Source organism: Neobacillus sp. SAB-20_R2A, assembly GCF_049568635.1.
Classification (GTDB): Bacteria; Bacillota; Bacilli; order Bacillales; family Cytobacillaceae; genus Neobacillus; species Neobacillus citreus.
In genome coordinates this window covers 3,231,411-3,243,806 of record NZ_CP145895.1, presented here as the reverse complement: position 1 = coordinate 3,243,806, position 12,396 = coordinate 3,231,411, and the positions used below count along the sequence as shown (strand labels likewise).

Sequence of the window (12,396 nt, the reverse complement as noted above, 5' to 3'; positions counted from 1 at the left end):
TTATGCACTTGCATAAATTTTTAATATTTTTTTTATTCCTAATATTATATTAAAGTTATATTAAAGGTTGATACATCACGAAAGGGGATTTAATCATGGAGACGGATGTTTTAGTAGTCGGCGGCGGGAACGCTGCTCTCGCTGCTGCACTATCAGCTCGCGATCAAGGGGTGAAGGTGTTGGTAATTGAAAGGGCTCCTAAATTTTATCGCGGTGGTAATAGCAGGCTTACCCGGGACTATAGGGTAATGAATACACGTGAGAATAAGTTTATGACTGGCATGTATCCTGAGGAAGAGTTCTTGGAGGATTTAAGGCGCGTTGCTGGTGGGGAAATAAATGAACCTATTGCAAGATTAGTTGTGCGTAAATCCGAGGAACTTCCCGACTGGCTTAACAAACAGGGGATTCAATGGCAGCCGGCACTATCTGGGACCCTTCATTTAGGAAGAACAAATATCTTCCAGCTTGGCGGCGGTAAGGCTGTAATGAATTCGTACTATCAAACTGCTAAAGCAAAAGGGGTAGAAGTCTGGTACGATTCAAAGGTTGAAGATATTGAAATGAGCGGCACTAAGTTCAAGGCTGCTAAAGTTCGCAGGAATAACCGGATCGAGACAATTAAAGCAAAAGCGATCATATTTGCCGCTGGCGGTTTTGAAGCAAATATAGAATGGCACAAACGTTACTGGGGAGACGCTGCTGAGAATTTTATTATCCGTGGTACCCCATATAATCAGGGGAATGTTCTTGAGATGCTGCTAAATAAAGGTGCATCCCAGATTGGAGAACCCGATGCGTTTCACGCCGTTGCGGTTGATGGCAGGGCACCAAAGTTTGACGGAGGAATTGTTACCCGGCTTGACAGTGTTCCATTTGGCATTGTAGTAAATAAGAATGGTGAGCGGTTCTACGACGAAGGAGAAGATTTCTGGCCGAAACGCTATGCCATTTGGGGAGGACTGATTGCCCGGCAGCCCGATCAAGTTGCTTACTCGATCATTGACAGTCAGACACTTGGAAAATTCATGCCTTCGGTATTTGAACCAGTATCTGCAGGAACAATCGAGGAATTGGCGGAAAAACTGGGCCTTAACCCCACAGTGGTGGCTAAGACGGTTGAGGACTTTAACAATGCCGTTCGTCCAGGAACGTTTAATCCCGGTGAATTAGACGACTGTAAAACAGAAGGATTAAAACCGGTAAAAAGCCATTGGGCGGTACGAATCGATAAGGCTCCATTTTATGCTTATCCATTGAAGGCTGGAATTACATTCACATACCTTTCAGTAGAAGTAAATGAACAGGCAAGGATCAAGTGGAAGGATGGAAGCCTCTGTGACAATATGTTTGCAGCAGGAGAAATGGCAGCAGGTAATGTACTGCGTCGTGGGTATCTGGCTGGGTTTGGACTCACAATGGGGGCGGTTTTAGGAAGAATTGCAGGGGAGGAAGCAGCAAATGCAATCACAAGAGCTACTAGATGATGGAAAACGACAAATGAGATTATGTAATGCTTGCCGCTACTGTGAGGGATACTGTGCCGTATGGCAATCTATTGAGTGGCGCCGGGATTTCACAGATAATGATATGACGTATTTGGCCAATTTGTGCCATGATTGCCGGGACTGCTATCATGCATGTCCATTTACAACACCACATGAATTTGGCATTAATCCGCCAAAACTGTTTGCGCAATTGCGTGAAGATACCTATCGAAAGTATGCAAGTCCGAGAATATTTGCCAAGGCACTCGGAGAAAAACGCAGCGGCTTTTGGATTACATTTTTCTTTGGAATTATTTTAATGGTAGCTTTAATTTTGGGAACGAACGGAACTTCTGGACTTTTGGAAGCGCAAGTAGGATCAGGAGCATTTTATAAGTCCATGTCGGAAGCTGTCATGATTATAGTTTTCTTGGCTTTAGGAATTTGGATGGTTGGCGGCTGGTTGACTGGAATGAGCAGATTCTGGAAGGACATTAAGTCAGCTAAGTCTGAAAAAATCATTGGAAAAGATATTGTAACTGGTACAAAATATGCGCTTAGCCTTCGTTATCTGGGAGGAGAAGGTGCAGGTTGCAATTATCCAACAGAGGAACCTTCTACTATTCGCCGTAAGTTTCACCATTTAGTATCTTATGGTTTTATGCTGGATCTTGCTTCAACAGCATTAGGGGCCTTCTACGCACATGTTTTACACATTCCTGCGCCATATCCTGTGTACCATCCAGTAGTCATTCTGGGAACCTTAGGCGGCATTGGAATTATTGTTGGAACGATTGGACTGTTAGTGCTTAAAGCAAAAAGCGATCCTGAAATCAGCGACGAAAAAGCAGCAAAGTCAGGAACTTCATTTATCGTTGCATTACTGGTTGTTGCAGTGACAGGGATGATCTTGTTGCTGGCACGTGAAACTGCAGCCATGGGAATTTTGTTGGCAATCCATTTAGGAAGTGTTGCAGCACTATTCTTCACAGCTCCATATACTAAATTTGCCCACTTTGTATATCGTTATTTAGCTCTTATCCGTTATGCACAAGAAGAGCGCATTGCACATCAGCCTGTTGAAGTGAAAGTTGGAACGCAGCCTGTTAAGACAGGTACAACGGTTACGGGCAAACATTGATTGCAGTATGTTAGAAGCTAAATATTATGAAAAAAAGCAATGCCAGGGTGTAGTAATCACAATAAAATGGCTTCCGGTTGTTTTACCGGAAGCCATTTTATTATGAGTAAATATTGTATCGGCTTTCAAATTTTTAAGGATTTGGTCACAGCCCTGTACTACCATCTTTTAAAAATATGGCTGTGTTATTCCTGGATGTATATCACTGTGCTTGAAAAATAAACGTAAAATTCCGTTTAAATTGGGAAATATCCATATTTTCATATAAATAAAGGAAGTTTTTCCGTTTATGTTATCCAAACCTTTGGATTTTGTCTTATTTAGAGCAGTTAATCGGAATATCTCCGCTTATATTTGATTCTCATGCCTACCCTATATACCTTAGCCGGAAATTCTCCGCCTATCAATTCTCATACCTGCACTTAAATCAACAATAAATAATAACAGCTCTAAAAAAATAATCATGGCACGAGATTCACTGATAGAATGTTGTGCCATGATTATGGTAGCAATCACTAATTAATTAATTGTTTTGGCTTTTCGTTAATATAACTGGCTGCAGTGGACCCAGCTATTTTTCCGAATACTGCGCCCGACATCAAACCTGATCCGCCAGGATAGTTACCGTAAAAAATTCCACCAATCATTTCCCCAGCAGCAAATAATCCCTCTATAGGTTGTCCTTCCTTATCTAACACTTGGCCTAATGGATTTACGTGCAAGCCTCCAAAGGCGAATGTAATTCCACATGTTACAGGGTAAGCATAGAAAGGAGATTGTTCAATACGAAGCGCCCAGTTTGATTTAGGCGGAGTAATTCCCTTAGTACATTTGCCGTCTTTCTCTGCAGGCCGATATTCACCATCCTGGACAGCATTGTTGTACTCTTCAATTGTTTTAAGGAATTGCGATTTATTAACCGGCAGCAAATCAGCAAGCTCTTCCAGGGTATCTGCTTTATAAAAGGTTGCTTCATTCAGGTCGTATTCTTTCCGAAGTATCGGGCGGACCTGTGCATCATAAATTTGATAGGCTACATGACCAGGCTGTTTTAACACCTCGTGGCCATATTTAGCATAGGTGTAGTTTCTAAGATCTGCGCCTTCATCTACAAAACGTTTACCTTGATTATTTAACATAACGCTGTATGGATAGGAATGTTTTTTGAAGATATCTCCTGGCTTTGTAAAGTCACCAACTTTTGGGGCATTATAATCTGTTCCGATTGAATGACACCCAGACCACTCTCCAAATTTTTGAGCTCCTACTTCAAGCGCCATTTTAATACCGTCTCCAGTGTTAAATTCAGTTCCGCGGACGATGGAAGCTTCCCATTCCGTACCAAGGTTTTCCGTTCTCATTTGCTTATTGGCTTCAAAGCTGCCGCAAGCCAAAATAACACCCAATGTATTCACAGAAACAATAGTACCTTCTTTTTCAACCACTACCCCAGTAATTTGGTTATCTTCTGTTTCTAATTTCACTGCACGAGAGTTATACCAAATATCAATGCCAAGTTCTTCTGCCCGTTCAAAGAGCATCTGCATTAAGCCAACGCCTTTATTTTCAGTTTTAAGGGGTAATCCACCCCAAAAATGACGTTTACCGTCTTGAATAAAGGACTGATTGTCATAATTTAACTCAAACTTAATTCCTTGGTCTCGCATCCAGCAAATAGTTTCATAGGATTTTGAGACCAATTGTCTTGCGAGTTCGGGATTGCTTTTTCCATTTGTTACACGCATTAAATCATTATAAAAATCTGATTCATCATATTCCGGTAAAACAATCACTTCTGCTTCTTCATCTGTTAACTGAGGAATGACCTTTCTAATAGCCTCTAAATTATTGTATGCAGCCCGAATGGCTCCATCGGTAAAAAAAGAGTTTCCACCCCGTTTTTCAATAGGTCCCCGCTCCAATACGAGAACGCTAGCACCATTTTCTTTTGCAGAGATGGCTGCACATAAAGCGGCGTTTCCTGCCCCTACAACTACTACATTATAAACTTGTCTATTTTCCAATATAATCACTCCTTTTATGTTGATAATAAGGTAATATTTTGAATAAAAAAAATATTGTTTTTTTATTAGATTCCATAAAATTTATTTATAGATTTTTTTATCAATAAATCCTCCTATAGAAAGATAGATTTATATAATATGTTGTAATATAATTTTAAAAATAAGATAATTTTTAGCTGAATTTAAATAACCATAAAAAATATTTATGGTAAAAGGAGAAAAAAGTTATGGATGAGAAAGACTGGAGCATGTTGGTCACTCTCTATGAAGAGCGAAATATAACGAAGGCTGCACAAAGATTATTTATTTCACAGCCCGCCTTAACCTATCGTATAAAACAATTAGAAACTGAGTTTAAAACAAACTTGATTGCGAGAGGAAAAAAAGGCGTCGAGTTTACTGTCAAAGGAGAATATCTTGTTCAATATTCAAAAGATATGCTTAACCAATTAAGAAAAGCAAAAGAACATGTTTCTAGTTTGGATAAAGAAGTGAAAGGAACGTTACGATTAGGGGCATCTGGCTTGTTTGCCCGCTATCAATTACCCGTTTTATTAAAGAATTTCCTCAATTTATACCCCGATGTTGAGATTACCCTCAAAACAGGGTGGAGTTCTAATATTCTCCAAATGCTTCAAAAGGAAGAAGCACATGTTGGCATTGTCAGAGGACCATATAACTGGAACGAAAATAAAGTATTAATTCAAAAGGAAAAAATATTTATCGTGTCTAGCAAAAAAATAGATGTTAAGGATCTTCCATTTCACCCAAGGGTCAATTATATGACGGACCAGTCATTACGAAATGTCATTGAAAACTGGTGGCAGGAAACGTTTACCGTTCCTCCTAATGTCTCAATGGAGGTTGACCGAATTGAAACCTGTAAAGAATTAGTTCTTAACGGTTTAGGTTACGCTATTTTACCAGAAATCTGTATTAAAGAAGATGACCCTCTATATAAAGAACCGATTGTTTTAAATGATAATAGCTTTTTGCAGCGAGAAACTTGGATTTTTTACAGGGATGTTACGTTGGAATTATCACAGGTTAAAGCGTTTATAGATTTTCTAATTGAAAGTAAGCAGCCAAAAGGGGAGCTTTCATAAGGGGAGGGAACAGGTTGAAAAAGTGGGATTTATCTAACCAAAGCAGAACAATACAATTTATAGCTGCTATTATAACCGCTTGTTTTGGAGGATGGCTCTTTCATCTAATTAAGGTGCCAATTCCCTGGCTCCTTGGGCCAATGGCAGCCCTTTTAATTGCGTCACGATTCAAAAATGTTACATTTTATTGGCCCGTTGCCATGAGAGATACGGGATTAATCATTGTAGGGTATTCAATAGGAATTTCTTTTACAAAAAGTTCACTTTCAGACATCATTAGCCATCTCCCTTCCATGTTGATCCTGACAACTTTAATCGTCCTAGCTTGTGCAGGTATGGCTTTTGTCATCTCTAAATGGTCCGGAATTGATTATCCAACCGCTTTAACGAGCAGTATTCCAGGGGGGTTATCACAAATTGTTATCTTTGCTGAAGAAATGAAGGGGATTGATCTTACAATCGTTACCTTTTTCCATGTAACTAGAGTCCTGGTCGTTGTTTTTTTACTCCCGTTTGTCGTTTTCAGTCCTATCTTTTTAAAAGAAAGAACAATGGGCTCAGCAGAGATAGTGAAAAACAGTATACAATGGAATCAGTTTTTTCCGGATATCTTATTTTTTGCAGTCATTTGCTTGTTAGCCGCTATAATCGGGAAAAAAATTAAATTGCCGGCACCATATTTTTTAGCACCAGTCATGGTTGCTGCCTTACTTAACCTTTTTGTTTTAAAGGGATTACCTCTTCCTTCTTCTCTACTTAACCTCGCTCAATTTATGGTTGGCGGTTATATAGGTTTGCTATTAAAACCTGAAAAAATGAAAAGTAAAAAGAAAATTATATCATTTGCTCTAATCAGCGGGATCATTATGGTAGGTATAACAATGGCTTTTAGCCTGCTGTTAACAAAGACATATCATTTATCCACAATAACCGGATTTCTAAGTCTAGCCCCTGGCGGCATGGATCAAATGGGGATAATTGCCCATGAAGTTAATGCGGATTTATCAACGGTGACTAGCTATCAACTTTTTCGAATGCTATATATCTATATTGCTGTTCCTCCTTTATTGAGATTGGTATTAAAATTAAGCATTAGAAAAAAACAACAAATCATAAATGTACATGGAGTTCAAAGAAAAGAAGAAATCGAGTGATTTCTTCTTTTCTTTTTTTAAAAAGCCAGGAAAGAAAATTTAGGAGAATAATAAATTATTTTTATAGTAAAACGAAAAAAACGATATTTTATTTATTCAGAAAATTAAACTACGATTAATGTAATCTAATAATTCACACTATTGGAAGGTTAAAAAAGGGGTGAACTTAATTAATAAATGAGAGCTATAGGCTGTTACAGCAATACTCTAAAAAATAAGGAGAGATACTATGATGAACAGAAATGTAAGGGATTACAATGACTCGAGTGTAGGGAATAAGAAAAACAAACTTATCAATTTAGCAAAAATGTCTTTGCTATCCGTAGTATTACTGCTTCCATTGGCAGGTTGTGGAAGCGACGCTAGTTCTGTCGGTGCTTCAAAGGAAGGAAATAAAGACTCAGCTATTCAAAAACTAGAAATTAAACTATCACATGTTGCATCGGATAACACTCCAAAGGGCTTAGCGGCAATTAAATTCAAAGAAATTGTTGAAGAAAAAAGCGGCGGCAAAATAGAAGTTAAGGTTTATCCATCAGGTCAGCTTTACGGTGATAATGATGAGATAGAAGCAGTTCAAGCTGGAAATGTGCAAATAATCATACCTGCAGCAGCTAAATTAAGTGGTTTTGAAGAAACTTTCGAGATTTTTGATTTGCCTTTTATGTTTAAAAATGAAGAACACCTTCGTGCTTTTGAAGATGGTGAGGCAGGTCAACAGCTTCTGGCAACATTAGATACCCATGGAATGAAGGGTCTGGCATTTTGGCCAAATGGTTTTAAGCACATTACGAATAATAAAGAAGCTATTAAAGAGCCAAAAGACCTAAAATCTTTAAAAATACGAACACATGGCGGTCAAATTATAAATGAAGTTTACGATGCTTTAGGTGCTTCTTCGACGAAAATTTCCTTCAATGAAACATATCAAGCCCTTCAATTAGGTACAATTGACGGTCAGGAAAATAGTATTGTCAATATTGAAACACAAAAATATGGTGAAGTGCAAAATAATCTGACCATTACGGGTCACGCTAGATCAGAATATGCTGTTGTTACGAATAAACAATGGTGGGATGGATTAAATAAACAAACACAAAATCTATTAACAGATGCAATGAAAGCAGCGACTGAAGAAGGAAGAAATCAAGTAGAAAAGCTCGAGACAGAATCAATGGAAAAAATCAAGAATGAAGGGAAAATTAAGATCGTTGAATTGTCAGACCAAGACAAAGAGAAGTTTAAGCAAGCAACAAAACCTGTTTTTGATAAGTGGGCAAAAAAGATGAATCAAGAAATTCTAACTAAAGCTATTAAAGCTGGAAACTAAAAGGAGGGATCTTACTCTCTTTTTAGTAGAACAAGTCAAATCTTACTATCAGCTTTTATATAAGGAGGCAGGGCCTTGAACATGATTAAAAAAATATATTTGTTTTTTGAGGACTTTTCCTCAGCTCTTTTTCTTATAACAGGTTTAGGTCTGATGTTTTATGAGGTAATTATGCGCTACGTGTTTAATTCCCCGACAATCTGGATTAATGAGACAGCTAGTATTCTAGTAGTATGGGGAGTTCTGTTTGGGTTATCTGTCGGGCTTCGTGATAACCACCATATTAGCGTAGATATTTTTTATACATTGTTTCCAAAAAAAATACAGAAATTCATTGATATTTTCGCTAATCTGGTTGGTATCGGCTTCTGTATGTTCCTGACTTATAACGGATTTGTGTTAGTCGAGCATTCTTTTAATAGCGGTCAAGTTACAATGGACACAAGGACACCGTATTGGATTTACTATCTTGTTATCCCTATTTCTGGGCTGATGTTTATGATCCGCTTTATTGATAAGACCATAAGGATAATCAAGAATGATGGAAAGGGGGAGAACCTGGATGGAAACCATACTGCTTTTTAGTACATTTGCTATACTCCTTCTTCTTAGGATTCCGATTGCTGTAGCTTTAATAGCTGCAACAACATTTATGTTTTGGCTGGATGGGAGTTTTAATATGTGGACTATTCCACAAAAGATTTTCACTAGCATGAATTCTGTCACCTTAATGGCCATTCCTGGCTTTGTCTTGGCCGGTACAATTATAGCTAAGGGTGGAATAGCCAAATATTTAATTGATTCATTAAGAGCTTGGATTGGTCATATATCTGGCGGATTATCAGTGGTTACGATTGTAGCTTGTGCATTCTTTGCTGCGATAAGCGGGTCAAGTCCTGCTACCGCTGCTGCTATTGGATCTATCATGGTTCCTGCGATGGTTAACGCTGGATATAGTAAGCGATATGCGATGGGATTAGTTGCCGCTTCCGGTACATTGGGCATTCTAATTCCACCAAGTATCCCGTTAATTGTATACGGTGTTGTAACAGAACAATCCATTGGGGCGTTGTTTATGGCAGGTGTCATTCCTGGAGTTGGATTAACATTATGTCTTGTTATTTATTCCATTATTTATGCTCGTATTAAAGGCTATGGAAAATTAGAAAAAGCAAGTTGGCGGGAAAGAATTCAAGCATCAAGGAAAGCCATATGGGGTGCTTTTCTACCTGTTTTGATATTAGGATGTATTTATACTGGTACAACTACACCGACAGAAGCATCCATTGTATCAGCCGTATATGCTGTAATTGTTTCACTTCTGGTGTATAAAGAGACATCGCTACAGAAATGGAAGGAAATCATTAATGAAAGTATTGGCATAACTGCCATGATTATGCTGATTATTGCAGGCGCAATGACATTTTCACTGTTTATGACACAGGAACAAATTCCACAAGCACTTGCTGAAAAAATGATGGGTTTAGAGTCTTTGGATGTCTTATTATTCTTTGTTCTAACAGCGATCCTATTCTTTATTTTAGGTATGTTCTTAGAGTCTTCTTCTATAATGCTCATCACACTCCCGTTATTATTGCCAATCATGTTATCATTAGGAATTAATCCAATACATTTTGCAATCGTGATGATTATCAATATGGAAATTGCACAAATTACTCCGCCAGTTGGTTTGAACTTATTCGTCATTGGCGGCATAGCAAAATCAAAATTAGGTGAAGTATTTAGGGGCTGTGTTCCGTTCATCGTCCTCATGATCATCTACATGGTAATCGTCATGGCGTGGCCAGAACTCTCTCTTTGGTTACCAAAACAACAAACGTAATCTTTTTTGAAAGTGAAACATGGGGACGGTTCTCGTGCATCATGCAATAATGGGCAAGCCTTTTTTATAGATAAGAAATTTTGACTGTGTTTAGTTTAATGCATATATTAATTGGTTCAATGTGGAAAATGAGAGGAATAAAAGACCTAAACAGTAACAAAATCGCATACAAAAAGCCACGATTTGAAGTGCTCCCCTAAGTTGGATATAACAATCCACTTAGGGGGTTTTTAATTTGGTGGAATAAATTGCGCTGGTATCAGAACGATTGATGTATGGCAGCTCATTTTGATGTAACCAATGTGGAAAGTCTCGTTTCCACATTTCACACACCATTTTTGCGACATCCTTGGGTACTCCGTTAGGATTATCCTCTGTTTTTATCTTTTGTTCCTATGCGACCGAGCCGCTGATTTTTCAAGAATTGGGGTTCATAGAAAGGCTCTATGCGACCGAGCTGCTGATTTTTTCAAGAGCTGTGGTTCATAGAAAGGCTCTATGCGACCAAACCGCTGATTTTTTGAAGAGATGGGGTTCATAGAAAGGCTCTATGCGACCGAACCACTAATTTTTTCAAGAGCTGTGGTTCATAGAAAGGCTCTATGCGACCGAACCACTAATTTTTTCAAGAGATGGGGTGCATAGAAAGGATTTATGCGACCGAACAAGTTATTTTTCCAAGTGTTTGGTCACGTACAGGGAGGCAAAAGTTATTTCGTCTTACTTGGAGCAGTTTTTCTATTCAGTCAGCAACAATCTATTAGAAAAGACCCTTCTTTTATCCAACTTATTAGTAAAACGGAGTATAGTCCATAACCAAAATTATGAAAAATGACTCTTGTTACATTATGCAGGCGTATTATATTGTTAAAACAACTTCAACATGCCAATTTAATATTTGCTTTGTATATTAATTACGAAGAAGACTAATAGAGTTGAAAATGTTTTTTTAGGAAAGGAAAAATCATATGCTTTATATGTGGGATATTGAGAAGATCATTACAAATACATTAAAAGAGCTGAAACTAAAAATAAACGTTGAATTCACCAACAAACTCGCTGCACCAATGAGTTATAACGTATCCACAAATACGATAAAGTTTAACTACCTACAAATTAATGGATATAACGCCAAAATTAACTTTAAAGTGAAAGAATCAGATGAGAACTTTGTGAAACTTATTCTTTATCATCAGCTAGGGTACTATATGGAATTCAGGAAAAATCCAAGGGTTTTAAAGACTCTCTATTATGGCAAAGAGGAAGAAAAGAAACAGCTTTTAGCAGAAGTCGAAGAGAATGCTTGGGAACATGGAAGAACACTAGTACCGGTACATCTATTAAAAGCATATGATCAAGTACGTGAATTGGATAAACAACTGTTAAAGGTGTGAAAAATTGATTCTATATAAAAATACTTAAGAAGGTTGTTTTTGACTAAACATATGTCTTACATATTTGAAATTTTTAATAGGCCGAAAATATACAAGTGTTTTAAACAAATGTATATTTTCGGCCTATTTTCATTCAAAACAGATATTTTTCTATTAAGCTGATTGCTTTATATTTCTTTTTATTCTATCTTCTTCTTTTTTAGATGATTTTGGCACTCTAAATAATAAGATCAATCCGGCATTAATCATAAGAGTCCATACAAGGGCGAATTTATTACCACTAAAATAGATTCCTAATACAGGTATCACCAGCAACAAGATGTTTTTTACATAATAATTTAGTTTAGGATTTATGACCATTAATACCGAAATAATAACAAGCACTGAAGCTATGGTGTTAACACCTAAAAAGGAAAGATTCGTATAATTGACATAGATGTAATACGCAAATGATCCTACTATTGCAAATAGAGAGAGATAAAACCTTATCAATGAATTTTTATAAAAAAGAATCCAAACGGCAATAAAGTTAATTCCTGCGCACATTCCAACTACAGATAATGTATGCGGAAAATTACTAATAGGATCTTTCATTAAGTTCAGAATGAAGTTGATGTCGAAAAAAACAGCCGCTACAACTAAAATCTTAAAGACTAGTTTTATCCAGAACATCTTTACTTTCTTATTCTTATTTGACGAAAAGAACTTGAATATCGAGGATACTCCCGCAAAGCCATGATCATCGGCTTTCTTGTTCTTCCCCATAGACAATTTATTATGTTCCTTTTTTTCTCGCTCCCTTTTGACAGCTTGCCTCGTCGGGTAATCTCTTTCTATATTTTCTTCTTCATTCTCTTTTTCTACTTGTTGATCTGACTGTGAATCCAATGAAAATCACCTCAAGTATTTTTTTTCAT

General features: G+C 37.4%; 10 protein-coding genes. 8 read left to right on the top strand and 2 right to left on the bottom strand.

Annotation, left to right across the window (positions count from 1 at the left end):
- Positions 1-95: 95 nt before the first annotated feature.
- Together tcuA (V5M37_RS15795) and tcuB are read left to right on the top strand one after the other, a co-directional pair.
- The gene (gene tcuA, locus V5M37_RS15795; protein WP_423798133.1) at positions 96-1,487 is read left to right on the top strand and encodes an FAD-dependent tricarballylate dehydrogenase TcuA; all 1,392 of its coding nucleotides are present in this window, start codon (positions 96-98) and stop codon (positions 1,485-1,487) included.
- Entirely contained in the window at positions 1,462-2,628 is a 1,167-nt protein-coding gene (tcuB, locus tag V5M37_RS15790) for a tricarballylate utilization 4Fe-4S protein TcuB (RefSeq protein ID WP_423798132.1), read from the top strand. The genes tcuA (V5M37_RS15795) and tcuB overlap by 26 nt, the downstream gene beginning before the upstream one ends.
- A 515-nt stretch (positions 2,629-3,143) precedes the next feature.
- Here the strand turns inward: tcuB and tcuA (V5M37_RS15785) are convergent.
- Positions 3,144-4,661 (bottom strand): FAD-dependent tricarballylate dehydrogenase TcuA, encoded by a 1,518-nt coding sequence (gene tcuA, locus V5M37_RS15785; protein ID WP_423798131.1) that lies wholly within the window; start codon positions 4,659-4,661, stop codon positions 3,144-3,146.
- A gap of 218 nt (positions 4,662-4,879) precedes the next feature.
- Here tcuA (V5M37_RS15785) and V5M37_RS15780 point away from each other — a divergent pair, with 218 nt between their 5' ends.
- From V5M37_RS15780 to V5M37_RS15755, 6 genes are all read left to right on the top strand, one after another.
- A complete protein-coding gene (locus V5M37_RS15780; RefSeq protein ID WP_423798130.1) occupies positions 4,880-5,758 on the top strand; it encodes a LysR family transcriptional regulator in 879 nt (292 codons plus the stop codon).
- 14 nt (positions 5,759-5,772) lie between these two features.
- Positions 5,773-6,912 carry an AbrB family transcriptional regulator gene (locus V5M37_RS15775; protein ID WP_423798129.1) on the top strand — a complete coding sequence of 380 codons (1,140 nt, stop codon included), beginning with the start codon at positions 5,773-5,775 and terminating at the stop codon, positions 6,910-6,912.
- A gap of 232 nt (positions 6,913-7,144) precedes the next feature.
- The gene (locus V5M37_RS15770) at positions 7,145-8,242 is read left to right on the top strand and encodes a DctP family TRAP transporter solute-binding subunit (RefSeq protein ID WP_423798128.1); all 1,098 of its coding nucleotides are present in this window, start codon (positions 7,145-7,147) and stop codon (positions 8,240-8,242) included.
- Between the two features lie 81 nt (positions 8,243-8,323).
- A complete protein-coding gene (locus V5M37_RS15765) occupies positions 8,324-8,827 on the top strand; it encodes a TRAP transporter small permease (protein WP_423798127.1) in 504 nt (167 codons plus the stop codon).
- Entirely contained in the window at positions 8,805-10,085 is a 1,281-nt protein-coding gene (locus tag V5M37_RS15760; protein WP_423798126.1) for a TRAP transporter large permease, read from the top strand. Before V5M37_RS15765 ends, V5M37_RS15760 begins: the two co-directional genes overlap by 23 nt.
- 968 nt (positions 10,086-11,053) lie before the next feature.
- The gene (locus V5M37_RS15755) at positions 11,054-11,479 is read left to right on the top strand and encodes a hypothetical protein (RefSeq protein ID WP_423798125.1); all 426 of its coding nucleotides are present in this window, start codon (positions 11,054-11,056) and stop codon (positions 11,477-11,479) included.
- A gap of 153 nt (positions 11,480-11,632) precedes the next feature.
- On the opposite strand, the gene V5M37_RS15750 is transcribed toward V5M37_RS15755, so the two are convergent.
- On the bottom strand, positions 11,633-12,367 hold the full coding sequence (locus tag V5M37_RS15750; RefSeq protein ID WP_423798124.1) for a hypothetical protein: 735 nt from the start codon (positions 12,365-12,367) through the stop codon (positions 11,633-11,635).
- Positions 12,368-12,396 lie beyond the last annotated feature (29 nt).

Bases quoted from the DNA above. Each gene is read 5' to 3' on its own strand.
- tcuA (WP_423798133.1), top strand. From the start codon at position 96: ATGGAGACGGATGTTTTAGTAGTCGGCGGCGGGAACGCTGCTCTCGCT.
- tcuB (WP_423798132.1), top strand. From the start codon at position 1,462: ATGCAATCACAAGAGCTACTAGATGATGGAAAACGACAAATGAGATTA.
- V5M37_RS15780 (WP_423798130.1), top strand. From the start codon at position 4,880: ATGGATGAGAAAGACTGGAGCATGTTGGTCACTCTCTATGAAGAGCGA.
- V5M37_RS15770 (WP_423798128.1), top strand. From the start codon at position 7,145: ATGAACAGAAATGTAAGGGATTACAATGACTCGAGTGTAGGGAATAAG.
- V5M37_RS15765 (WP_423798127.1), top strand. From the start codon at position 8,324: ATGATTAAAAAAATATATTTGTTTTTTGAGGACTTTTCCTCAGCTCTT.
- V5M37_RS15760 (WP_423798126.1), top strand. From the start codon at position 8,805: ATGGAAACCATACTGCTTTTTAGTACATTTGCTATACTCCTTCTTCTT.
- V5M37_RS15755 (WP_423798125.1), top strand. From the start codon at position 11,054: ATGCTTTATATGTGGGATATTGAGAAGATCATTACAAATACATTAAAA.